Origin of the sequence: Streptococcus sp. HMSC34B10, from assembly GCF_001839505.1 — a bacterium.
In the GTDB taxonomy this organism is placed as follows: domain Bacteria; phylum Bacillota; class Bacilli; order Lactobacillales; family Streptococcaceae; genus Streptococcus; species Streptococcus peroris.
The window spans coordinates 68,948-92,121 of record NZ_KV841542.1; the positions used below are offsets into that span (position 1 = coordinate 68,948).

Consider the following 23,174-nt stretch of genomic DNA (forward strand, 5'->3'; position numbering starts at 1 on the left):
ACTTTTTTAATCTTCCTCCATTTTTTTAGGTTGATAAGCTAGCATACCTAATCCTATGAATAGGACTAAAGTTATGAGAAGGAAAACCACCTGATGGTGAATATTTCCTGTCATAGAAATGGTTTGTCTCAATCCTGAAACTGAATAACTCATTGGTAACCAAGGATTGACAGCTTTAAAGAAATCATTAGTCAAAGCAAGTGGATAAGTTCCTGCACTTGATGCTAATTGTAATAATAGTAAAATAAGAGAGAAGAAAGCACCTAAGCGACTATTCCATGTTGTTAACGCGGTTACTATAGACATAAAGGTCAAACTTGCGATGATGATTAAGAACAAGGTTCTCATTTCATGATTTGCCGTTAGACCGATAAGATGAACTCCTCCATAGACTAAGACAGCTGCTAAAACAGCTATAACTCCATTTATTTCGAAACGAGATTTAACCCAAGCCCAACGACTTTCAGGATGACGACCTGAAGGTAACTTAGCAAAAATCATATTTGTTGATAACGCAGCAACAAAGAGGGCGACTGATATCATATAAGGAGCCATGGCAATTCCATTTACAGGAGCTTGATCATTATCTGTTTTTGAAAGACTCAAAGGCTCAGAAAATACTTCTGCATTTTTAGAATCTGTCGATGCTGATTTTAGTTGATCACTAGCACTACTTAATCCCTGTCCTAAGTCAGAAACACCTACCTGTAAACTTCCAATACCAGCAGTTAACGTTGCTCCACCTTCTGCTAATTTACCAGCACCATCTGCAATTTTCATTGCTCCACTTTCTAACTGAGAGCTAGCTGAAAGCAATTGACTTGATTTATCTGTCAACTGACTAGAGCCTAGCTGTATTTTATCAAGTCCTGCAATTAATTCCGGACTCTTGCTATTTAATTGGTTAGAACCAAATGATAGTTTTTCAATACCTGATACTAATTCTGGAGTTTTCCCAGCTAGTGTATCCAAACCGGTTGTCAAGGTTGAAGAGTTTTCCGTCAACTTGGTTGATCCAGAAACCAATTGATCTAAACTTGTTGTTAAAATTGTATTCTTTTCACTTAGTTGGTTTACACCTAAAGAGATAGTATCCAATCCCTTAGTATACTCATTAACTCCAGTTTCAATTGATTGACTTCCAGGAAGCAATTGATTATCCACAGCATTTTGCAACTGTGTAACTCCAGTTGACATAGTTGTCAAGGAAGTGGAAGCTAGAGGTAAAACTTGGTTTGCTTTAGTCTGTAAAGTAGAAAGATTAGAGACTGGTTGATTTACATTTCCCAAGTTTTCTTTTAAGTCTCCTACTGTTATCAAAATTGCTTTTGCTGACTCTATCGTAGAATTAGAATTATTTGAAACAGCTGCAGTCAATTCTTTTTTCTGAGTATCAGTAAGAGATTGATAAGTTGCTGTTGCTTGAAGATTGTTAAGAGTTTTCTCTTGCTCTGTTTGACTATTAGTCACAATAGTTTGAGCAAGAGTAGATATATTCGCTAAATTATTAGATATTGTACTTTTAAGTTCAGTATTATCTGAAATAGTTACAGCTTGAAGTGCTTTATTCAATTCATCTAAACTAGTTGCTAATTGAGTGATCTCCTCTTTTTGTTGAGATGAAGTATTCAATTGAGTAGAAATTTCTTTAATTCCTTTATTTAATTGAGTAATGCCATCTCTCAATGTATCTGATTGACTAGATAGTTGGTTTGTTCCAATTGATAGTTTGTCAACCCCACTTGTGTAAGCATTGACACCAACTGAAAATTGATTGAGACCTGTATTGAGTTTTGAAACTCCACCAGCGTATGCCTTCATCCCTGTATTTAATTGATTGACACCTGATACCAATTCAGGTGTCTTAGAAGATAGCTGATTAAGTCCAGTATCAACCTGTGAAACTGCACTTGTATAGCTCTGTAAACCATCATTAAATGTTCCTAAGCCACTATTTAGTTGCTTTACTCCTGACACATAGGTTGTCAAGCCTTTTGTAAATTGTTCACTTCCATCCGAGAAAGTTAAACTTGAACTAGCTAAAGTATCAAGATTTGAAGACAATGTTTGACTTCCTTCAGCTAACTGACCTGCTCCGTTAGCCAATTGTTCACTTCCATCTGCAGCTTTCGTTAGACCAGATTTTAAATCTCCCATCTTTTGAAATAAAGCTTTTGTATAAGTCTCAGTTACACTGGCAGAAACATTCTGTTTTAATTGCGTCATAGCAGAATCACTCATTTTACTTGCAATGAAGCTATGTCCACTAGAAGTTTGATAATCAATATTCATCTGTTCTGGGTGATTTGTTAAAATAGAAGCGGCTTTTTCAGACAAGTCACTTGGCAAAGTGACTACCATATAGTAATCACCATCTTCAAGTCCTTTTTTACCTTCTTCCTCATTTACAAAATGAAAATCCAAGGATTTATTTTCTTTTAAATTAGACACCATGTCTTTTCCAATATCCATTGTATTTCCATTGTAAGTCGCTTCCTTATCATTATTTACCACCGCTACAGGCAACTCTGATAATTGGCCATATGGGTCCCACATAGATGATAAAAATATGATATTGTATAAAGCTGGAATGAGAGAAATTCCTATCATTACAATGATAAAGGTTGGTTTTTTAAATATTGCTTTCCATTCTTTAAACATATTGTCTCCTTTTTTATACATATTGTCTAAAATTTTGATATAATAGATTATACATTAAAAAATCTAAATTACAAGTTAAAAAATTATATTTTAGACACTACGTCTATTTTTGTTCAAGAGGAGGAACTATGACAGAGAGTAACAAACGCTTAAAAACAAAACGTACTATTGAGAATGCTATGGTTCAATTATTGATGGATCAACCATTTGATCAAATTTCTACTGTTAAACTAGCTGAGAAAGCTGGAATTAGTCGCTCTAGTTTTTATACTCATTACAAAGATAAGTATGATATGATTGAGCATTATCAAAGCAAGCTTTTTCATACCTTTGAGTATATTTTCCAAAAACATGCTCATCATAAAAGAGATGCTATTTTAGAAGTATTTGAGTACCTAGAGTCTGAACCATTGCTAGCTGCTCTCTTATCTGAAAATGGTACAAAAGAAATACAGAATTTCCTAAGGAATAAACTTCACATCATGCTTAGTACAGACCTCCAAAAACGCTTTACGCAGTTAAATTTAAACGAAATTGAATTGGAGTACAGTAGTATTTATCTAACAAATGCGCTATTTGGTGTATGCCAAACTTGGATTGCTCATGGAAAAAAAGAAAGTCCGCAAGAAATGACAGACTTTCTTATGAAAATGCTAGGAGATTAAAAATTAGAAAAAAAGAACACCAATAGTGTTCTTTTTAATCTGACTCCGCCAGTAGGACTCGAACCTACGACATCATGATTAACAGTCATGCGCTACTACCAACTGAGCTATGGCGGATAATATAGTCCGTACGGGATTCGAACCCGTGTTACCGCCGTGAAAAGGCGGTGTCTTAACCCCTTGACCAACGGACCATCTATCTATAGCAGATATAACCATTATATCAATTTCTTACTGATTGTCAATCACTTTTTGGATTTTTTCTCCAGAACATCTTTTAATTTACGAACCTTCAGGCGGGTAATTGGGCAACGATGATCCTCATAGAAAACAACTTCTAAATTTTTTCGATCAATTTCCCTAACATTTCCTATGTTGACAAGAAACGATTTATGAACAGAATAAAATCTTTGAGTATCTTTATCTTTTTCTTGGATATCTGTCATAGTTCCATAAAATTCTTTGGCAAAATTCTTACCAATAATCCGTAACTTGTGAGATACTCCTGTCGTTTCTATATACAAAATGTCATGGTAAGGAATTTTTAAATCATTTCCTTTATAGTTATAGTCAAAATAATCTACAACGTCTTTATTTTCAAGCAACATGTTCTTGGTGTATAAGATACTTTTTTTAATACGTTTCTTAAATAAATCATCATTGATATCTTTATCAATAAAATCCAAGGCTGATACTTGATACTTGTAAGTTAAAGTAGCAAATTCTGAACGACTAGTTATAAAAACGATAATTGCATAAGGATTGTGATGGCGAATAAATTGTGCAACTTCAAATCCTTTTTTCTCAATTCCATGAATATCGATATCTAGAAAATAAAGTTGATTTACTTCATCATTTTCGATGTATTCTTTAAATTCTCGTTCTTTACCTGTTGTTTTGTAAGAAATAGGAATATTTAATTCTTTGGAAATTTCATCCAATGTTTTTTCTAGCCTAACTTGATGTTGAATAACATCTTCTAAAATTAATACTTTCATTCAAATTCTCTCTTAAATCTAATAATCTGTCTAAATGTACTTTCTTCTATCTCGGTTTCTAAAATAATATTTTCATACTTATCTAAAATTTCTTTAACATTATTAAGACCTATTCCTCTATTTCTACCTTTAGTAGAAAAACCTAGTTCAAACAAATCTTCTGAAGGCGACATAGTGATTTTACATGAATTTTGAATCACGATAACTGTCTCCAAGTCCATCCTAATCACTGCAACTTCCATTTGTTTCAAATAACTTTCAGCAGCCCCCTCAACAGCGTTGTTCAGCAAAACACTCATTATACGAACAAGATCAAGTAAATCAATTGACAATCTTGTAATGGTATCCTTTACCTCTAGTGTAAACTCTACGTCATTATTTCGTGCATATACAATAGACTGAGCTATCAAACTTCGTAAAGCTGAATCTTCTATGTTATTTAAATCAAAGTAAGTATACTTTTCTGAACGCAGTTTTTTATTTACTTTCACTAAAACTTCGTTGTAAACTCTGTCAATTTCTTGTAAATTTCCACTGTCAATCGCCATTTGCATGCTAACAAGCATTCCTGCATAGTCATGACGAAAACCACGAATTTCATTATACAAGCCAACGATTTCATCAGTGTAAGTCTGTAAATGTTCCTGTTCAAATTTCTTCTGTTTTAGAGCAATCTCTCTTTCAATCTGAACCTTATAAGAATTCATCGCAAAGAAAGTTAGCAATAAACAAATAAATACTATTGATGCTAAAATACTACCAAAACTATTAAAATGCGAATGAATACTAACCATATCTGAAATGAACAATAAAATCTGCAAAGCAAAGAAGGCAAGTATAACTTTTTTAAAAAATGGATAGAGGTAATCTTTATCGAAATATTTAACTTCAAGGTTAAAATAAGTAATAATTTTTTTAATAATAAAATAAGTTAGTAATAAAACTACTACAAAAAAGATATCTTCATATTTTGTTACGAAAGAATCTCCTATTATGGAAGATAAAGTTACTGATAAAAAAGTATGAGTGCTATGATATAATAAAGATAATATAAGACTGATAAAAATAGCCTTGCACTTATCATATTTTTTTAATCCAATTAGATAAGCAAAGATAATACAGGTAAATGAAATTTTTTCCATTCCAAATCCATCTAAAGAAATAAAATGTAATAAAGTTTCAACTATAATCTGTAATATAAAAACCCAAAAAATAAACAAATATCTTTCTTTTTTTGTTACCTTACAAATTAGTTCATAGCTATTTGTTAGAATAAGAATATGAAGAATAACTATGAGTATTTTCAATAAATCCATCACGTTTCCCTAGAATGTTATCTATTTTTTCCTTTTTTGAAAAAGATTTGCAAAAAAAGAAGTAATTCTTCTATCCCCACCTTGAATTTCTTGCAATTCTTTTTCTGTAAGTTCTTTGAACTGTTCCAATTTAACTGTTTCTTTCATGTGAAAGTCTCCTTTGATTTTGTTTTTTCTGTAAATTAACTTACAAACCTATTATACAAAATGGAGACTACTTTAGAATCATTCATTCTCAACTGTACTTTTTTGTACCTGAAATGCAATTTTTTACAAAAAACGCTGGGAAAACCCAGCGATAAATCTAGTATATGATCCCAGCAGGATTCGAACCTGCGACCGTTCGCTTAGAAGGCGAATGCTCTATCCAGCTGAGCTATGAGACCCAACTAATTTATCTTATCAAAATAATCGAGAATAGTCAATCCTATTTATGATAAGGGGAACCTTGTTGAATGGTAAAAGCTCGGTATATCTGTTCTGTCAGTACGAGACGCATTAATTGATGTGGGAGAGTTAAACGACCAAAACTTACAGATAAATTGGCTCGTTTTTTCACTTCATTGGATAATCCTAAACTTCCACCTATCACAAAAGTTAAGGTTGAAAAACCATTAATAGATGCTTGTTCCAACTGTTTACTGAATTCTTCAGAAGACAAAGTTTTCCCTTCAATGGCTAGGACAACAACAAATTCCCTATCTCCAATTTTTGAAAGGATTCGATTTCCTTCTACATCCAAGATTTTTGCATTTTCAGAATCACTAGCACGATCAGGTGTCTTTTCATCAGCTAATTCAATTATTTCTATAGTAGCAAAACGAGAAATTCTTTTAGAATATTCAGCGATTCCATCTTTTAGGTACTTTTCTTTTAATTTTCCAACTGTTACAATTTTAATTTTCATGCTTCTATTTTATCATAATCGTATTCTATTCACATCCTATTCACAAATAAAAACAGATAAAATAGCAATAGATTCACAAGATTTTAATAGTTTTCCACAGATTGTTTAAAACTTAAACTTTTTTAAGTTATGATTAAGTTAATAATTTTATACTTTCATCAATAAAACAAATTTGGAGGTTTTCATGAAAAACTTAAACAAGTTTTCAAAAAAATTTGGACAACTTTTACTAGTTATTCTTATCAGCTTTTTTAGTGGTCTTCTAGGTGGTCTGATTGTATTTCAGTTTAACCAAAAACATGTAAATGGAACACAAAATACTATAACAACCACTCAGACGTATTCAAAAAATGAAAATGCTACTACACAAGCTGTCGACAAGGTCAAAGATGCAGTTGTATCTATTATTACCTATTCAGGTAATTCGCAAAATAGATTTAACGGAACTGAAGATACTGATACAGATTCAAATACTGAACAGGTTAATAGTGAAGGTTCCGGTGTTATCTATAAGAAAGAAGGTGAATCTGCCTACTTAGTTACTAATACTCACGTTATTAATGGAGCTAAGAAAGTCGATATTCGATTAGCTGATGGAACAAAAGTACCAGGTGAAATTGTTGGTTCTGATACTTATTCTGATATTGCAGTAGTTAAAATCTCTTCAGAAAAAGTTTCTACAGTTGCTGAATTTGGTGACTCAAATCAACTATCTGTTGGGGAAACTGCTATCGCAATCGGTAGTCCTTTAGGTTCAGAATACGCAAATACAGTTACACAAGGAATTGTATCAAGTTTGAACAGACACGTTTCTTTGAAATCTGAAGACGGCCAAGCTATTTCAACGAATGCCATTCAAACGGATACAGCTATTAATCCTGGTAACTCAGGAGGTCCTTTGATCAATATTCAGGGACAAGTTATAGGTATTACATCAAGTAAAATTGCCTCTAATGGTGGAACATCTGTAGAAGGTCTTGGTTTTGCAATTCCAACAAATGATGTTAAGAATATTATTAATCAGTTGGAAAAAGAAGGAAAAGTAACTCGACCAGCGCTTGGTATCCACATGGTTAATTTAACAAACCTCAGCACAGCTGATATTAAAAAATTGAAACTTCCTGATAAAGTCACTTCTGGTGTAGCTGTTCGAACTGTTCAAAAAAACATGCCTGCAAATGGACATTTACAACAATATGATGTTATCACAAAAGTAGATGATACTAAGATTTCATCTACTACTGAATTGCAAAATGTTCTATATAGTCACTCAATCGGAGATGAAATAACTATAACTTATTACCGAAATGGTAAGGAAGAAAAAACTAAAATCAAATTAGACAAGAGCACTAGCGATTTAAATCAATAGTTTACATATTTGTAAACTTACTTTACAGAATATCAAAGTTGTGATACTGTAGAAATATGGAAGAATTTAAACTAATTCATATAAGTGACATTCAAAAAAATCCTTATCAACCTCGAAAAGAATTTTCAGAAGAGAAAATAAAAGAACTTGCTCAATCTATCAAAGAGAATGGTCTTATTCAACCGATTATCGTTCGTCAATCTCCAGTTATTGGATACGAAATCCTAGCTGGAGAAAGACGATATCGTGCATCTATAGTAGCTGGATTATCAGAAGTTCCTGTAATCATCAAAAAACTTTCTGATCAGGATATGATGATTCACTCAATCATTGAAAATTTGCAGCGTGAAGACTTAAATCCGATTGAGGAAGCAAAAGCTTATCAATCTTTAATTGATAAAGGGTATACTCACGCAGAAATTGCTGATAAAATGGGGAAATCACGTCCCTATATTACAAATATTGTTCGCTTACTAACACTACCTAATTTTATTCTAACGGAAGTAGAAACTGGAAAATTATCTCAAGCACATGCTAGACTTCTAATTCAACTACCTGTTGAAGAACAAAAAAAATTACTCCATCATATTCTGACAGATAATTTATCAGTTCGACAGGTAGAACGTCTAGTTCAAGAAGAAAAAAAGAAGAAAAAAAGCAAAGAAAAAGATTACTTTATCAAGGAAGAAGAAGAAAATTTGAAAAAATTGTTAGGATTAGATGTCCAAATCTTCCTTCAAAAAAAAGAGGCAGGAAAAATAACTATCTCATTTCATAATCAAGAAGAGTACCAACGTTTTATTAACAGTCTGAAATAAGGCTGTTATTTTATTTTTCTCAACTCACAGACTTATCCACTAAATAAATATAAATAAAACCAAGAAAATCACAAATAATAGCTGTTATCCACAATTTGTGGATAAATCTTTTAAACATTGTGGATTGTTTTTCACAAGTTGTGGAAAAAATGCTTACTATATGGTAAAATAAGTTAAGATTATACCTTTTAGAAAAGGAGGAGTTTGTTATTGAAAGAAAAACAATTTTGGAATCAGATTTTAGAATTAGCTAAAGAAAGATTGACACGATCAATGTTTGATTTCTATGTAACACCTGCTGAATTAATAAAGGTCGAGGAAAATGTAGCTACCATATTTTTGCCAAGATCTGAAATGGAAATGGTTTGGAGTACAAAACTCAATGATATTATTGTAGCTGTTGGTTTCCAAATCTATGATACTGAGATAAAAGCGCAATATGTATTGACTAAGGAAGATTCTGACTCCTCCGATATAACAACAACTGTTGAAAATAGTAGTCAACAACAAGAACAAACTATAAAATCTATACCTTATTCAGAAACAGGACTTAATAAAAACTATACCTTTGATAATTTTGTCCAAGGAGATGGAAACATTTGGGCAAAATCGGCTGCATTAGCTGTATCAGAAGATTTAGCACTTACATATAACCCTCTTTTTATATACGGAGGACCTGGTCTTGGTAAAACTCACTTGCTCAATGCTATTGGTAATGAAATTTTAAAAAATATTCCTAGTGCGCGTGTTAAGTATATTCCTGCAGAAAGTTTTATAAATGACTTTCTTGATCATTTAAGACTTGGGGAAATGGAAAAATTTAAAAAGACTTACCGAAATCTCGATCTTTTGTTGATTGATGATATTCAGTCTCTAAGTGGAAAAAAAGTTGCAACGCAAGAAGAGTTTTTCAATACATTTAATGACCTTCATAATAAACAAAAACAGATTGTCCTAACTAGTGATCGAAGTCCTAAGCAATTAGAAGGAATGGAAGAAAGACTTGTCACGCGCTTTAGCTGGGGATTAACTCAAGCAATTACTCCTCCTGACTTTGAAACACGTGTTGCTATTCTTCAAAGTAAGACTGAAAATTTAGACTACAATTTTCAAAGTGATACATTGGAATACTTAGCAGGTCAATTTGATTCTAATGTTCGTGAACTTGAAGGAGCAATTAATGATATTACTTTAATTGCTAGAGTAAAGAAAATTACTGATATCACAATTGATATTGCTGCAGAAGCCATACGAGCTCGCAAACAAGATATTAGCCAAATGCTTGTTATTCCAATTGAAAAGATTCAAACTGAAGTAGGAAACTTTTATGGTGTTAGTGTAAAAGAACTAAAAGGAATAAGGCGTGTTCAAAACATTGTTTTAGCAAGACAAGTAGCTATGTACCTAGCAAGAGAACTAACCGATAATAGTCTTCCAAAAATAGGAAAAGAATTTGGGGGAAAAGACCACACTACAGTCATTCATGCCCACGCTAAAATTAAATCTTTGATTGAGGAAGATAACAATCTCCGCTTAGAAATCGAAGCTATCAAAAAGAAAATAAAATAACTTGTGGATAACTTTTACTTTTTAATCTTTTTTATACACATTTTTTAAACAAGCAAAAAAGTTTATATTCTGCCTATCAAGCTATTTTTTCCACAGATTTCACACACTCTATTATTACTATTTTCTTTCTAATTATAAAAATAAATAAAGGAGAATCCATGATTCATTTTTCAATTAATAAAAATTTATTTCTACAAGCGTTAAATACTACTAAAAGAGCTATTAGTTCAAAAAATGCTATTCCTGTTTTATCAACTATCAAAATCGATGTGAATAATGAAGGAATTACATTGATTGGTTCAAATGGTCAAATTTCAATTGAAAACTTCATTTCTCAAAAAGATGAAAACGCAGGTCTTTTGATTAACTCATTAGGTTCTATCCTTCTAGAAGCTTCTTTCTTTATCAATGTTGTTTCTAGTCTTCCAGATGTGACTCTTGATTTTAAAGAAATCGAACAAGATCAAATTGTACTAACAAGTGGAAAATCAGAAATTACTCTTAAAGGAAAAGACAGCGAGCAGTATCCACGTATCCAAGAAATTGCAGCAAGTAATCCTTTAGTTCTTGAAACAAAACTTCTTAAAAAGATTATCAATGAAACTGCCTTTGCTGCTAGTGTGCAAGAAAGTCGTCCTATCTTAACTGGTGTTCACTTTGTCTTGAGTAATCACCAAGAGTTAAAAACAGTTGCAACAGACTCACATCGTCTCAGTCAGAAGAAATTGACGCTTGAAAAAAACAGTGATAATTTTGATGTTGTCATCCCAAGTCGCTCTCTACGCGAATTTTCGGCTGTTTTTACGGACGATATTGAAACAGTAGAGATTTTCTTCGCAAACAACCAAATTCTCTTTAGAAGCGAAAATATTAGCTTCTATACACGTCTCTTAGAAGGTAATTATCCTGATACAGATCGTCTGATTCCAACAGATTTTAATACGACAGTGACTTTTGATGTTGTGAATCTACGTCAATCTATGGAACGTGCACGTCTTTTATCAAGTGCTACTCAAAATGGAACTGTAAAATTAGAAATCAAACAAGGAGTAGTTACAGCTCATGTAAATTCTCCAGAAGTTGGTAAAGTAAATGAAGAAATCGATACAATTGCTGTATCTGGTGAAGATTTGACGATTAGCTTTAACCCAACTTACTTGATTGAAGCACTAAAAGCCTTGAATAGTGAAAAGGTAACAATCAGCTTCATTTCAGCAGTTCGTCCATTTACCTTGGTACCAGCTGATACAGATGAAGATTTCATGCAGCTGATTACACCAGTTCGTACAAATTAAGTTAAAGAGGTTGAGCCTAGCTCACCTCTTTTATGATATAATCAGAAATATGAAAAGGAGAGTAGTATGTATCAAGTTGGAAATTTTGTTGAAATGAAAAAACCACATGCTTGTACAATCAAATCTACAGGCAAAAAAGCTAATCGTTGGGAAATTACACGTCTAGGTGCAGATATCAAAATAAAATGCAGTAATTGTGATCATGTTGTCATGATGAGTCGCTATGATTTTGAAAGAAAAATGAGTAAAATTATCGACTAAATGTAAGGAGTTAGAGGGTTAGCAAGTTTTCCCTTTTTGTGTTATAATATTGAAGATTGAAATGTGAACGGAGAATGAGAGACTATGGCTTTAACAGCAGGTATCGTGGGTTTGCCAAACGTTGGTAAATCAACCCTATTTAATGCAATTACAAAAGCAGGAGCAGAAGCTGCAAACTATCCATTTGCGACGATTGATCCAAATGTTGGGATGGTAGAAGTTCCAGATGAACGCCTCCAAAAATTGACGGAAATGATTACTCCTAAGAAGACAGTCCCAACAACCTTTGAATTTACAGATATTGCAGGGATTGTAAAAGGTGCGTCAAAAGGTGAAGGTCTTGGTAATAAATTCTTGGCCAACATCCGTGAAGTGGATGCCATTGTCCATGTGGTTCGTGCTTTTGATGATGAGAATGTCATGCGTGAGCAAGGTCGTGAAGATGCCTTTGTAGATCCGCTTGCAGATATCGATACTATTAACCTAGAGTTGATTCTTGCAGACTTAGAATCTGTGAATAAACGCTATGCGCGTGTGGAAAAGATGGCACGTACGCAAAAAGATAAGGAATCAGTTGCAGAATTTAACGTTCTCCAAAAGATTAAACCAGTTCTTGAAGACGGTAAATCAGCACGTACCATTGAATTCACAGATGAAGAACAAAAAGTTGTTAAAGGACTCTTCCTCTTAACGACTAAACCAGTTCTTTATGTAGCAAATGTGGATGAGGATGTTGTTGGAGATCCAGAATCTATCGATTATGTGAAGCAAATTCGTGAATTCGCAGCAACAGAAAATGCAGAGGTAGTGGTGATTTCTGCGCGTGCTGAAGAAGAAATCTCTGAGTTAGATGATGAAGATAAAAAAGAGTTTCTTGAAGCCATTGGTTTGACAGAATCAGGTGTGGATAAGTTGACGCGTGCAGCTTACCATTTACTTGGACTTGGAACTTACTTCACAGCTGGTGAAAAAGAAGTTCGTGCTTGGACCTTTAAACGTGGTATGAAAGCTCCTCAAGCAGCTGGAATTATCCACTCAGACTTCGAAAAAGGTTTTATTCGTGCAGTGACCATGTCTTATGACGATTTGGTCAAATACGGATCTGAAAAGGCTGTAAAAGAAGCTGGACGTTTACGTGAAGAAGGAAAAGATTATGTCGTTCAAGATGGCGATATCATGGAATTCCGCTTTAACGTATAATCAACATTTTTAATAGTGTTAATCAGGTTGGAAAAAAATTCCAACCCTTTTGGCTTTTGAAAGGAAAATAAATGACTAAACTACTTGTTGGATTGGGAAATCCAGGTGATAAATATTTTGAAACCAAACATAATGTTGGCTTTATGCTGATTGACCAACTAGCGAAGAAACAGAATGTCACTTTTACACACGATAAGATATTCCAAGCTGAGTTAGCCTCATTTTTTCTTAATGGGGAAAAAATTTATCTTGTGAAACCAACAACATTTATGAACGAGAGTGGAAAAGCTGTACATGCCTTATTAACTTACTATGGTTTGGATATTGAAGATTTACTAATCATTTACGATGATCTGGATATGGAAGTTGGGAAAATTCGTCTTCGAGCTAAAGGATCAGCTGGTGGTCATAATGGAATCAAGTCGATTATTCAACATATTGGGACACAAGTTTTCAATCGTGTAAAGATTGGTATTGGGAGACCTAAAAAAGGAATGTCAGTTGTTCATCATGTTTTGAGCAAGTTTGACAAAGAAGATTATATTGGTATTTTACAGTCTATTGACAAGGTTGACGATGCTGTAAATTATTATTTACAAGAGAAAAACTTTGAAAAAACGATGCAGAAATATAATGGGTAAGGAAATGGCATTAATAGATTTCTTTCTAGAAAATAAGCAGATACAATCATGGAATGAGCATTTATCTCTTAAACAAAGACAATTATTACTAGGTCTTTCTGGTTCAGCAAAGTCTTTAGCAATTGCAAGTAGTGTTAAAAATCATAACAAGATTTTAGTGATGACATCTACTTATGGAGAAGCTGAGCGTTTAATAAATGATTTAATTTCTATCCTAGGTACTGATATGGTCTATCCATTCTTGGTAGATGATTCACCTATGGTAGAATTTTTGGTGTCGTCTCAAGAAAAGATATTTTCAAGAGTCGAAGCTTTACGTTTTCTAAGAGATAAATCTCAAAAAGGAATTTTAGTTTGTAACTTAGCAGCAAGTCGTTTATTTTTACCAGATCCTCAAGTATTTGATAATAGTATCTTGAAATTTGAAATTGGCCAAGAATGTGAACAAAATGAATTAAAAAATCAGTTGCTTTCTCTTGGTTATAAGAAAGTTACACAGGTTCAGAGTCAAGGTGAATTTAGTCTTCGAGGAGATATTTTAGATATCTTTGAAACCTCACAAATATCTCCTTACCGAATTGAATTTTTCGGTGATGAGATAGATGGTATTAGAGAATTTGATGCAGAGACACAGTTATCAAAGGAAAGTCGCTCTGAAATTTTTATATATCCCGCTAGCGATATTTTACTAAGTATTGAAGATTACAATCGTGGACAACAATTTTTAGAGCATGAGATTGATAAGGCACTTTCCCCAACTTTGAAGTCATATCTAGAGGAAGTCTATAGTAGTGCTAAGCAACAGAGTATCCATTCTGATATTCGAAAGTTTTTGTCTGTTTTTTATAAAAAACAATGGACACTGTTAGATTATTTACAAGAAGTACCTCTCATTTTTGATGATTTTCAAAAAATCATGAATCAGTATGATATTTTTGATAAGGAGACAGCTAACTACTTTACAGAGGATTTACACAATAGTAAAGCTGCATCAAATTTACAATACTTTGCTGACGTAGAAAGTCGATTCAAAAAATATTTACCAGTGAGTTTCTTTTCGAATTTTCAAAAAGGTCTTGGAAATCTAAAATTTGATCATCTTTATCAATTTAATCAGTATCCAATGCAAGAGTTCTTCAATCAATTTTCTTTTTTGAAAGAAGAAATTGAACGTTATAAAAAATTAAAATATACCATTGTTCTTCAGTCAAGTAGTAAAACTGAACTCAAAAAACTGTCAACAATTTTAGACGAATACGAAATTAAGGTTGACAATAGTAATGGAAGTGAAATCTGTAAAGGAACTGTCAATCTTATTGAAGGAAATCTTCGTCATGGTTTTCATTTTGTAGATGAAAATCTTGTATTTATCACTGAATATGAAATTTTTAAGAAGAAGATTAAGCGTAAATATAGAAGACAAAATATCAGTAATGCTGAGCGATTAAAGGATTATAATGAGCTCCAAAAAGGAGATTACGTCGTTCATCAAATTCATGGTATTGGGCAGTATTTAGGAATCGAAACAATTGAAATCAAAGGAATTCATCGAGATTATGTGAGTATCCAATATCAAAATGGAGATCGAATTTCTATTCCTGTAGAACAAATCCAAACCTTATCTAAGTATGTTTCAAGTGATGGAAAAGCTCCAAAGCTAAATAAGTTAAATGATGGACATTTTAAAAAAGCTAAGCAAAAAGTTAAAAATCAAGTTAAAGATATTGCGGATGACTTAATTAAACTGTATGCTGAGCGGAGCCAACTGAAAGGATATGCATTTTCAAAAGATGACGAAGACCAGGTTGCTTTTGATGAAGCTTTTCCCTATGTTGAAACAGAAGATCAACTTCGAAGTATCGAAGAAATTAAGAAAGAAATGCAAGCACCTCAACCAATGGATCGACTCTTAGTTGGAGATGTTGGGTTTGGTAAGACAGAAGTAGCCATGCGAGCTGCATTTAAAGCTGTCAATGATCATAAACAAGTGGTCGTTTTAGTACCAACTACCGTTCTTGCACAGCAACATTACAGTAATTTCAAGGAAAGATTTGAGCAATTTGCTGTAAACGTAGATGTTTTGAGTCGCTTTAGAAGTAAAAAAGAACAGACTGAAACACTTGAAAAATTGAAAAAAGGCCAAGTGGACATCTTGATAGGAACTCATAGAGTTTTGTCTAAAGATGTTGAATTTGCAGATTTAGGCTTGATTATCATTGATGAAGAACAACGTTTTGGTGTCAAGCATAAGGAAGCACTCAAGGAATTAAAAAAGAAGGTTGATGTCTTAACCTTAACAGCTACACCAATTCCTCGAACTCTTCATATGTCTATGCTAGGTATCCGAGATTTATCTGTCATTGAAACCCCTCCAACCAATCGATATCCTGTTCAGACCTATGTTCTTGAACAAAATGATCGTGTGATTCGTGATGCTGTGTTGAGAGAAATCGATCGTGGTGGTCAGGTTTACTATCTTTACAACAAAGTTGACACGATTGAAAAGAAAGTTTCAGAACTACAAGAACTGATTCCTGAAGCATCTATTGGTTTTGTTCATGGTCAAATGAGTGAAATTCGTTTGGAGAATACATTACTTGATTTTATTGAAGGCGAATATGACATTTTAGTAACTACGACAATTATTGAAACAGGGGTAGACATTCCAAATGCGAATACCTTGTTTATTGAAAATGCAGATCATATGGGCTTATCAACCTTGTATCAATTAAGAGGTCGGGTTGGTCGTAGCAATCGAATTGCTTATGCCTATCTCATGTACCGACCAGATAAATCATTGACAGAAGTTTCAGAGAAGAGATTGGAAGCTATCAAAGGGTTTACTGAATTGGGTTCTGGTTTCAAAATTGCCATGCGTGATTTATCCATTCGTGGAGCTGGAAATCTTTTAGGTAGTTCGCAGTCTGGTTTTATCGATTCAGTTGGTTTTGAATTGTATTCTCAGTTACTTGAGGAAGCAATTGCTAAGAAAAATGGAACTGACAAGAAACGTGAAAAAGGAAATGCTGAGTTAATTCTACAAATTGATGCCTATCTTCCAGATGAGTACATATCAGATGAGCGCCATAAAATTGAAATTTACAAGAGAATTCGTCAGATTGACAACCGTGTCAACTATGAAGAATTACAAGATGAGTTGATAGACCGATTTGGAGAATATCCAGATGTGGTTGCTTATCTTTTAGAAATTGGATTAGCCAAAGCATATCTCGATAAAGTATTTGTCAATCGTGTAGAAAGAAAGAATAATAAGCTTGTCATTCAGTTTGAAAAAATATCGCAACAACTATTTTTAACACAAGATTATTTCCAGGCTCTTTCTCAGACAAGTTTGAAGGCTAATATTTCTGAAAATCAAGGTTTAATCGAAGTTGTTTTTGATATTCGAAATAAAAAAGATTATGAGATTTTAGAAGGTCTTTTAACTTTCGGAGAATCGTTAGTAAAGATAAAAGAATCAAAAGAGTCACATTAGGAGTTACCTTTTTTCTTCTATAAAAGGGATAAAAATGGTACAATAATAATTTGAGGTATTAAGATGAGATTAGATAAGTATTTAAAAGTATCACGAATTATAAAGCGCCGTACGGTGGCTAAGGAAGTTGCAGATAAGGGGCGAATCAAGGTAAATGGTATCCTTGCTAAAAGTTCAACAGATTTAAAACTCAATGATCAGGTTGAAATTCGCTTTGGAAATAAATTGTTGCTTGTAAAGGTGCTGGAAATGAAAGATAGCACTAAAAAAGAAGATGCAGCTGGAATGTATGAAATTATTAGTGAAACAAGGGTAGAAGGCGATGTATAAAAAAATAGTCCAAATGAATAACTCTTTTATTCAAAATGAACACCAACGACGTAAATACATGATGGAAGAACGTCAAAAACGCAATCGTTTTATGGGATGGGTTTTGATTTTGATAATGTTGTTATTTATCTTGCCAACTTATAATTTAGCACAAAGTTATCAACAATTACTAACACGTCGTCAGCAATTAACGGATTTGAAAAAACAATACCAGGATTTGAGCGATGAGAAGGATAAAGAAGCTAGTTTAGCAACTAAGCTAAAAGACGAATCCTATGCAGCTAAATATTCCCGTGCAAAATATTATTATTCGAAATCATGGGAGGAAGTTTATACAATTCCGGACTTGCTTCCTAGGTAATGTGAAATGGAAAATTTATTAAAGATTGTTGAACAATTTTTAAGTCAATCAGATGAAAAATTAGAGGAATTATCTCAAAAAAATCATCTGTTACGACTGCAAGAAGAAGAGGGAAAAAAGAATGCGTAAATTTTTAGTGATATTACTACTTCCAATTTTTCTAAAAAGTGTTAAAGTAGTAAGCACTGAGAATCCAGTTATCATTCCAAACCAAGAAGTTTATTCCTTAACCCACGCTTCGTATCATTTTTATTATCAAGATGTTATAGAATCTCCAAAATTTTATGGTGAAACGCCTGTTTATTCTACAGAAGACTTAATTAAAGAATCAGGAAAAGTCAATGCAGATACAAAATTATCTATTTTAGAATGGCGATTAAATAAACAAGGACATCCTGTCTTTAAATTGTCTAATAATCAATTTGTGATGGCTGATAAACGACTTTTATACGATAGTTCGATCGTCAATATTTTTTTTAAACGAGTGTGGTTAGAACCTGAATTTGTTGTCTATAATAGTCCTTATGATAAACAAGAATTAAAATCTACTTTGGCACCTTATCAAGAGGTTGAAGCAGACATGTCTGTTTTTGCTGAAGGTCGTGAATTCTTACATATCAAACAAGCTGGTTGGATTTCGACGGATTATATTTCTAATGATGATAATAGAATCCAGAAAGTACAAGAGTTATTATCTGCAAATTATCAAAATGAACAGTTTTCTATTTATGTAAAACAATTGAGTACAGGTAAGGAAGCTGGAATTAACGAAGAGCAAAAAATGTACGCTGCTAGTGTTATGAAATTGCCTTATCTTTATTATGTTCAGGAGAAAATTAATCAGGGTGATTATCAACTTGACACGAAATTGAAGTATGTTCCTGAAGTTAATGATTTCCCTGGTTCTTATAAACCAGAAGGAAGTGGCAGTCTCCCTAAAACAGCGGATAATAAAGAGTACACAATCAAAGATTTAATCACAAAAACTGCAAAAGAGTCTGACAATGTGGCTCATAATATTCTTGCTTATTATGTTACGAATAAATCAGATGACGCCTTTAAAAAAGAAATGACTACGATTGCTGGTAATGAATGGGATGTAAATGATAAGCTTGCTTCAGCTAAAATGGCTGGACAAGTTATGGAATCTATTTACAATCAAAATGGTTTTGTTTTAGAATCTTTATCACAAACTTCTTTTGATAATCAGCGTATTGCTAAAAATATTTCTGCTAAGGTAGCCCATAAAATTGGGGATGCAGATGAATTTAAACACGATGTGGCGGTAGTCTACACAGATTCTCCATTCATTATTTCGATTTTTACTAAAAATTCTGATTATGATACCATTTCTAAAATTGCTAAGGATGTCTACGAGGTCCTAAAATGAGAGACCGAGAATTTTTAAATCATTTTCTAGAGAAAGGTTATTTTAAACATCATTCAAGAGTTGTGCTAGCCTTGTCTGGTGGATTGGATTCGATGTTTCTCTTTCATCTCCTTTCAACCTATCAAAAAGAACTTGGAATTGAATTATTTTTAGCTCATGTGAATCATAAACAACGACCAGAATCGGATAATGAAGAATATGAATTGAGAAAACTAGCTGAACAAGTTGGAGTTCCAATTTATGTAGCTCATTTTACTGGAGATTTTTCGGAAGCAAATGCTCGTCAATTTCGTTATGAATTTCTAAAAAAAGTAATGAGACAAACAGTTGCTACAGCTCTTGTAACAGCTCATCATGCAGATGATCAGGCTGAGACGATTTTTATGCGATTGATTCGAGGTGTTAGGTTACAGCATTTATCAGCTATTAAAGAAAGACAAGAGTTTGATAAGGGAGAGTTGATTCGTCCTTTGCTATCTTTTTACAAAAAGGATTTTCCTGAAATTGAGCATTTTGAAGATGCGACGAATAAAGAAAATTCCTATTTTCGTAATCGTGTTCGTAATATTTACTTACCACAATTAGAAAAAGAAAATATTCAGGTAAAGAGAGCGTTTTTAGAACTTGGAAAAGAAGTATCTGACTATCAAATTGTTCTTTCTGAATTCTCTAAAACGGTTGATGTGGAAGATTTAACACAGTTTTTATCTTTTAGTGAAGCAACACAGCGAGTTTTATTGCAGCAATATCTTAGTCATTTTCCAGATTTAAATATTACAAGAGAACAATTCCAACAGGTTCATCATATTTTAAAAACCAAGAGTCAATATCGTCATTTATTAAAAAATGGTTATGAACTCGTAAAGGAATATCAGCGTTTTCAAATTTGTAAAATCAGACCAAAGTCTGATGAAAAAAGTAATGAATGTGTGTTAGAATATCAAAATCAAGTTCATTATGAAGGTTACTTATTTTCATTTGGGATTCCTCTAAAAGGTGAAAATATTCAAAAAATCAATATTTCTTGTGAAGCATCATTGATTCTACGGCATCGACAACCAGGTGACTATTTGATAAAAAATGGTCACCGAAAAAAACTAAGACGACTTTTTATTGATTTAAAAATTCCTATAGAAAAACGGGAGAATGCCATTATCATAGAGCAATTTGGAGAAATTTATTCAATTTTAGGAATTGAAACTAGCGATTTGAGTAAAAAAACGAAAAATGATATAATGAACACTATACTTTATATAGAAAAAATAGATAGGTAAAATCATGTTAGAACAAGATATCAAGAAGATTTTGGTTTCACAAGATGAAATTACAGAAGCAGCTAAAAAACTAGGTGCTCAATTGACAAGAGATTACGAAGGGAAAAATCCAATTTTAGTTGGAATCTTAAAAGGGTCTATTCCTTTCATGGCAGAATTAGTCAAATATATTGATACTCATCTTGAAATGGATTTTATGATGGTTTCCAGTTACCATGGAGGTACTGTAAGTAGCGGGGTTATTAACATTAAACAAGATGTAACTCAAGATATTAAAGGTCGACACGTTATTTTTGTGGAAGATATTATCGATACCGGTCAAACCTTAAAAAGTTTGAGAGATATGTTTACTGCTAGAGAAGCGGCATCAGTTAAGATTGTTACAATGCTTGATAAACCAGAAGGTCGTACTGTAGATATCGAAGCAGATTATACATGTTTTACAATTCCGAATGAATTTGTTGTAGGCTATGGCTTAGACTACAATGAAAATTATCGTAATCTTCCTTATGTAGGTGTATTGAAAGAGGAAGTTTACTCAAAATAGAAGGGTAAGTTATTGAATGCAAAAACAAAATAATGGTTTTATAAAAAATCCATTTCTTTATTTGTTGATGATTTTTTTGATAGTCACTGGATTCCAGTATTTCTTTGCTGGAAGAGCAGCAGGACATAGTCAACAAATTAAATACTCAGAATTGGTGCAGGAAATTACTAGCGACAATGTAAAAGAAATGACCTATCAACCAAGTGGTAGTGTCATCGAAGTTTCTGGTGTCTATAAAACTGCTAAAACAGAACAACCGGAAACAGGTATTCGATTGTTCACACCTTCTGCAACAAAAGTAGAGAAATTTACAAGTATTATTCTTCCATCAGATGCTACTGTAGCAGATTTGCAAAAACTAGCTGGTGAACATCAAACACAAATTGAAGTGAAGCATGAAAGCTCAAGTGGGATGTGGATTAACATACTAGTTTCAGTAGTACCATTTGCCATTTTATTTTTCTTCCTATTTTCTATGATGGGGAATATGGGAGGAAATGGCGGACGCAATCCAATGAGTTTTGGACGTAATAAAGCTAAAGCTGCTAATAAAGAGGATATCAAAGTCCGCTTTTCAGATGTAGCAGGAGCTGAGGAAGAAAAACAAGAACTTGTTGAAGTTGTTGAATTTTTGAAAGATCCAAAACGATTTACAAAATTGGGCGCCCGTATTCCAGCTGGTGTTCTCTTAGAAGGACCTCCGGGGACTGGTAAAACATTACTCGCCAAAGCAGTTGCAGGAGAAGCTGGCGTACCATTTTTTAGTATTTCAGGTTCTGACTTCGTGGAGATGTTCGTCGGTGTTGGTGCAAGCCGTGTACGTTCTCTCTTTGAAGATGCTAAAAAAGCAGCACCAGCTATTATCTTCATCGATGAAATCGATGCTGTTGGTCGTCAACGTGGTGTCGGTCTTGGCGGTGGAAATGATGAACGTGAACAAACTTTGAACCAACTCTTGATTGAGATGGATGGTTTCGAAGGAAATGAAGGAATTATCGTCATTGCGGCAACGAACCGCTCAGATGTTCTAGATCCAGCACTTCTTCGTCCAGGCCGTTTTGATAGAAAAGTATTAGTTGGTCGTCCAGATGTTAAGGGACGCGAAGCGATTTTGAAAGTCCATGCTAAAAATAAACCGTTAGCAGAAGATGTAGACTTGAAATTGGTAGCACAACAGACTCCAGGTTTTGTTGGTGCTGATTTAGAAAATGTATTGAACGAAGCAGCTTTAGTTGCAGCTCGTCGTAATAAATCAGTAATTGACGCTTCTGATATTGATGAGGCAGAAGACCGTGTTATCGCTGGTCCTTCTAAGAAAGATAAGACAGTTTCTCAAAAAGAACGTGAAATGGTTGCTTACCATGAAGCGGGACACACGATTGTTGGTCTTGTCTTATCTAATGCGCGTGTTGTCCATAAAGTAACAATTGTTCCTCGTGGTCGTGCAGGTGGGTACATGATTGCTCTTCCTAAAGAAGATCAAATGTTACTATCCAAAGAAGATATGAAAGAACAATTAGCTGGTTTGATGGGTGGACGTGTCGCAGAAGAAATCATCTTTAACGTTCAAACAACCGGAGCATCCAATGACTTTGAACAAGCGACTCAGATGGCGCGTGCTATGGTTACTGAGTATGGAATGAGTGAAAAACTCGGTCCAGTTCAATACGAAGGAAATCATGCAATGTTTGGTGCTCAAACACCACAAAAATCTATTTCAGAACGAACAGCTTATGAAATTGACGAAGAAGTTCGCACATTGTTGAATGAAGCACGCAACAAGGCTGCTGAAATTATTCAATCAAATCGTGAAACGCATAAGCTAATTGCGGAAGCATTGTTGAAATATGAAACATTGGATAGTACACAAATTAAATCTCTTTACGAAACAGGTAAAATGCCTGAAGAAGCAGAAGAAGAGTCACGAGCACTATCTTATGAAGAAGTCAAATCAAAAATGGCTGAAGAAAACTAATAGATAAAAAGAGATGGCAGTAGTGTCGTCTCTTTTTATTTAAAAATAAGAGAAATCATTTTATGAAAAATTAATAAAAAATTTCAGAAAAAGAACCAAAC

21 protein-coding genes and 3 tRNA genes are annotated in these 23,174 nt (G+C 33.4%); 16 read left to right on the forward strand and 8 right to left on the reverse strand.

Annotated features, from left to right (window positions below):
* Positions 1–6 precede the first annotated feature (6 nt).
* Positions 7–2,661 carry a YhgE/Pip domain-containing protein gene (locus HMPREF3237_RS01025; RefSeq protein WP_070888549.1) on the reverse strand — a complete coding sequence of 885 codons (2,655 nt, stop codon included), beginning with the start codon at positions 2,659–2,661 and terminating at the stop codon, positions 7–9.
* A 128-nt stretch (positions 2,662–2,789) separates the two neighbouring features.
* On the opposite strand from HMPREF3237_RS01025, the gene HMPREF3237_RS01030 reads away from it, so the two are divergent.
* A complete protein-coding gene (locus HMPREF3237_RS01030) occupies positions 2,790–3,326 on the forward strand; it encodes a TetR/AcrR family transcriptional regulator (protein ID WP_070888550.1) in 537 nt (178 codons plus the stop codon).
* A 43-nt stretch (positions 3,327–3,369) separates the two neighbouring features.
* On the opposite strand, the gene HMPREF3237_RS01035 is transcribed toward HMPREF3237_RS01030, so the two are convergent.
* From HMPREF3237_RS01035 to rlmH, 7 genes are all read right to left on the reverse strand, one after another.
* Positions 3,370–3,443, reverse strand: a tRNA-Asn gene (locus HMPREF3237_RS01035).
* A gap of 5 nt (positions 3,444–3,448) precedes the next feature.
* Positions 3,449–3,520 (reverse strand) — tRNA-Glu (locus HMPREF3237_RS01040).
* Between the two features lie 51 nt (positions 3,521–3,571).
* Positions 3,572–4,324, reverse strand: coding sequence for a competence system response regulator transcription factor ComE (comE, locus tag HMPREF3237_RS01045; RefSeq protein WP_006146054.1), 753 nt, complete (start codon positions 4,322–4,324; stop codon positions 3,572–3,574).
* Positions 4,321–5,640: a competence system sensor histidine kinase ComD gene (gene comD / locus HMPREF3237_RS01050; protein WP_070888551.1), complete on the reverse strand. Its 1,320-nt coding sequence runs from the start codon at positions 5,638–5,640 to the stop codon at positions 4,321–4,323. Before comD ends, comE begins: the two co-directional genes overlap by 4 nt.
* Positions 5,641–5,661: 21 nt before the next feature.
* The gene (gene comC / locus HMPREF3237_RS01055) at positions 5,662–5,787 is read right to left on the reverse strand and encodes a competence-stimulating peptide ComC (protein WP_070888552.1); all 126 of its coding nucleotides are present in this window, start codon (positions 5,785–5,787) and stop codon (positions 5,662–5,664) included.
* Positions 5,788–5,952: 165 nt separating this feature from the next.
* A tRNA-Arg gene (locus HMPREF3237_RS01060) sits at positions 5,953–6,026 on the reverse strand.
* Positions 6,027–6,067: 41 nt separating this feature from the next.
* Complete coding sequence (rlmH, locus tag HMPREF3237_RS01065; protein ID WP_006146050.1) at positions 6,068–6,547, reverse strand: 23S rRNA (pseudouridine(1915)-N(3))-methyltransferase RlmH; 480 nt, start codon at positions 6,545–6,547, stop codon at positions 6,068–6,070.
* 184 nt (positions 6,548–6,731) lie between these two features.
* Between rlmH and HMPREF3237_RS01070 the strand changes: the two genes are divergently transcribed.
* The 15 genes from HMPREF3237_RS01070 to ftsH all read left to right on the forward strand — a co-directional run bounded on the left by HMPREF3237_RS01070 (position 6,732) and on the right by ftsH (position 23,073).
* Positions 6,732–7,916 carry a serine protease HtrA gene (locus HMPREF3237_RS01070; RefSeq protein WP_070888553.1) on the forward strand — a complete coding sequence of 395 codons (1,185 nt, stop codon included), beginning with the start codon at positions 6,732–6,734 and terminating at the stop codon, positions 7,914–7,916.
* A gap of 56 nt (positions 7,917–7,972) precedes the next feature.
* Positions 7,973–8,734 (forward strand): ParB/RepB/Spo0J family partition protein, encoded by a 762-nt coding sequence (locus tag HMPREF3237_RS01075; RefSeq protein ID WP_070888554.1) that lies wholly within the window; start codon positions 7,973–7,975, stop codon positions 8,732–8,734.
* A 210-nt stretch (positions 8,735–8,944) separates the two neighbouring features.
* Positions 8,945–10,303, forward strand: coding sequence for a chromosomal replication initiator protein DnaA (gene dnaA, locus HMPREF3237_RS01080; protein WP_070888555.1), 1,359 nt, complete (start codon positions 8,945–8,947; stop codon positions 10,301–10,303).
* Positions 10,304–10,461: 158 nt separating this feature from the next.
* The gene (gene dnaN / locus HMPREF3237_RS01085) at positions 10,462–11,598 is read left to right on the forward strand and encodes a DNA polymerase III subunit beta (RefSeq protein WP_070888556.1); all 1,137 of its coding nucleotides are present in this window, start codon (positions 10,462–10,464) and stop codon (positions 11,596–11,598) included.
* 66 nt (positions 11,599–11,664) lie between these two features.
* Positions 11,665–11,859: a DUF951 domain-containing protein gene (locus HMPREF3237_RS01090; protein ID WP_004250933.1), complete on the forward strand. Its 195-nt coding sequence runs from the start codon at positions 11,665–11,667 to the stop codon at positions 11,857–11,859.
* Between the two features lie 84 nt (positions 11,860–11,943).
* Complete coding sequence (gene ychF, locus HMPREF3237_RS01095) at positions 11,944–13,059, forward strand: redox-regulated ATPase YchF (protein WP_016466540.1); 1,116 nt, start codon at positions 11,944–11,946, stop codon at positions 13,057–13,059.
* Positions 13,060–13,130: 71 nt separating this feature from the next.
* Positions 13,131–13,700 carry an aminoacyl-tRNA hydrolase gene (gene pth, locus HMPREF3237_RS01100; protein WP_070888557.1) on the forward strand — a complete coding sequence of 190 codons (570 nt, stop codon included), beginning with the start codon at positions 13,131–13,133 and terminating at the stop codon, positions 13,698–13,700.
* Positions 13,693–17,196 (forward strand): transcription-repair coupling factor, encoded by a 3,504-nt coding sequence (mfd, locus tag HMPREF3237_RS01105; protein ID WP_142350549.1) that lies wholly within the window; start codon positions 13,693–13,695, stop codon positions 17,194–17,196. Before pth ends, mfd begins: the two co-directional genes overlap by 8 nt.
* A 63-nt stretch (positions 17,197–17,259) precedes the next feature.
* Entirely contained in the window at positions 17,260–17,526 is a 267-nt protein-coding gene (locus HMPREF3237_RS01110; RefSeq protein WP_006150557.1) for an RNA-binding S4 domain-containing protein, read from the forward strand.
* Positions 17,519–17,887, forward strand: coding sequence for a septum formation initiator family protein (locus HMPREF3237_RS01115; RefSeq protein ID WP_006150553.1), 369 nt, complete (start codon positions 17,519–17,521; stop codon positions 17,885–17,887). The genes HMPREF3237_RS01110 and HMPREF3237_RS01115 overlap by 8 nt, the downstream gene beginning before the upstream one ends.
* 6 nt (positions 17,888–17,893) lie before the next feature.
* The gene (locus HMPREF3237_RS09035) at positions 17,894–18,016 is read left to right on the forward strand and encodes an SP_0009 family protein (RefSeq protein ID WP_006146040.1); all 123 of its coding nucleotides are present in this window, start codon (positions 17,894–17,896) and stop codon (positions 18,014–18,016) included.
* Complete coding sequence (locus HMPREF3237_RS01125) at positions 18,009–19,277, forward strand: serine hydrolase (protein WP_070888558.1); 1,269 nt, start codon at positions 18,009–18,011, stop codon at positions 19,275–19,277. The genes HMPREF3237_RS09035 and HMPREF3237_RS01125 overlap by 8 nt, the downstream gene beginning before the upstream one ends.
* Positions 19,274–20,551, forward strand: a complete 1,278-nt coding sequence (gene tilS / locus HMPREF3237_RS01130; RefSeq protein WP_006146038.1) for a tRNA lysidine(34) synthetase TilS — start codon at positions 19,274–19,276, stop codon at positions 20,549–20,551. The genes HMPREF3237_RS01125 and tilS overlap by 4 nt, the downstream gene beginning before the upstream one ends.
* A gap of 4 nt (positions 20,552–20,555) precedes the next feature.
* Positions 20,556–21,098 (forward strand): hypoxanthine phosphoribosyltransferase, encoded by a 543-nt coding sequence (hpt, locus tag HMPREF3237_RS01135; protein ID WP_006146037.1) that lies wholly within the window; start codon positions 20,556–20,558, stop codon positions 21,096–21,098.
* Positions 21,099–21,114: 16 nt separating this feature from the next.
* On the forward strand, positions 21,115–23,073 hold the full coding sequence (gene ftsH, locus HMPREF3237_RS01140) for an ATP-dependent zinc metalloprotease FtsH (RefSeq protein WP_070888559.1): 1,959 nt from the start codon (positions 21,115–21,117) through the stop codon (positions 23,071–23,073).
* Positions 23,074–23,174: the final 101 nt, after the last annotated feature.

Bases quoted from the DNA above. Each gene is read 5' to 3' on its own strand.
- HMPREF3237_RS01025 (WP_070888549.1), bottom strand. From the start codon at position 2,661: ATGTTTAAAGAATGGAAAGCAATATTTAAAAAACCAACCTTTATCATT.
- HMPREF3237_RS01030 (WP_070888550.1), top strand. From the start codon at position 2,790: ATGACAGAGAGTAACAAACGCTTAAAAACAAAACGTACTATTGAGAAT.
- comE (WP_006146054.1), bottom strand. From the start codon at position 4,324: ATGAAAGTATTAATTTTAGAAGATGTTATTCAACATCAAGTTAGGCTA.
- comD (WP_070888551.1), bottom strand. From the start codon at position 5,640: ATGGATTTATTGAAAATACTCATAGTTATTCTTCATATTCTTATTCTA.
- comC (WP_070888552.1), bottom strand. From the start codon at position 5,787: ATGAAAGAAACAGTTAAATTGGAACAGTTCAAAGAACTTACAGAAAAA.
- rlmH (WP_006146050.1), bottom strand. From the start codon at position 6,547: ATGAAAATTAAAATTGTAACAGTTGGAAAATTAAAAGAAAAGTACCTA.
- HMPREF3237_RS01070 (WP_070888553.1), top strand. From the start codon at position 6,732: ATGAAAAACTTAAACAAGTTTTCAAAAAAATTTGGACAACTTTTACTA.
- HMPREF3237_RS01075 (WP_070888554.1), top strand. From the start codon at position 7,973: ATGGAAGAATTTAAACTAATTCATATAAGTGACATTCAAAAAAATCCT.
- dnaN (WP_070888556.1), top strand. From the start codon at position 10,462: ATGATTCATTTTTCAATTAATAAAAATTTATTTCTACAAGCGTTAAAT.
- HMPREF3237_RS01090 (WP_004250933.1), top strand. From the start codon at position 11,665: ATGTATCAAGTTGGAAATTTTGTTGAAATGAAAAAACCACATGCTTGT.
- ychF (WP_016466540.1), top strand. From the start codon at position 11,944: ATGGCTTTAACAGCAGGTATCGTGGGTTTGCCAAACGTTGGTAAATCA.
- pth (WP_070888557.1), top strand. From the start codon at position 13,131: ATGACTAAACTACTTGTTGGATTGGGAAATCCAGGTGATAAATATTTT.
- mfd (WP_142350549.1), top strand. From the start codon at position 13,693: ATGGGTAAGGAAATGGCATTAATAGATTTCTTTCTAGAAAATAAGCAG.
- HMPREF3237_RS01110 (WP_006150557.1), top strand. From the start codon at position 17,260: ATGAGATTAGATAAGTATTTAAAAGTATCACGAATTATAAAGCGCCGT.
- HMPREF3237_RS01115 (WP_006150553.1), top strand. From the start codon at position 17,519: ATGTATAAAAAAATAGTCCAAATGAATAACTCTTTTATTCAAAATGAA.
- HMPREF3237_RS09035 (WP_006146040.1), top strand. From the start codon at position 17,894: ATGGAAAATTTATTAAAGATTGTTGAACAATTTTTAAGTCAATCAGAT.
- HMPREF3237_RS01125 (WP_070888558.1), top strand. From the start codon at position 18,009: ATGCGTAAATTTTTAGTGATATTACTACTTCCAATTTTTCTAAAAAGT.
- tilS (WP_006146038.1), top strand. From the start codon at position 19,274: ATGAGAGACCGAGAATTTTTAAATCATTTTCTAGAGAAAGGTTATTTT.
- hpt (WP_006146037.1), top strand. From the start codon at position 20,556: ATGTTAGAACAAGATATCAAGAAGATTTTGGTTTCACAAGATGAAATT.
- ftsH (WP_070888559.1), top strand. From the start codon at position 21,115: ATGCAAAAACAAAATAATGGTTTTATAAAAAATCCATTTCTTTATTTG.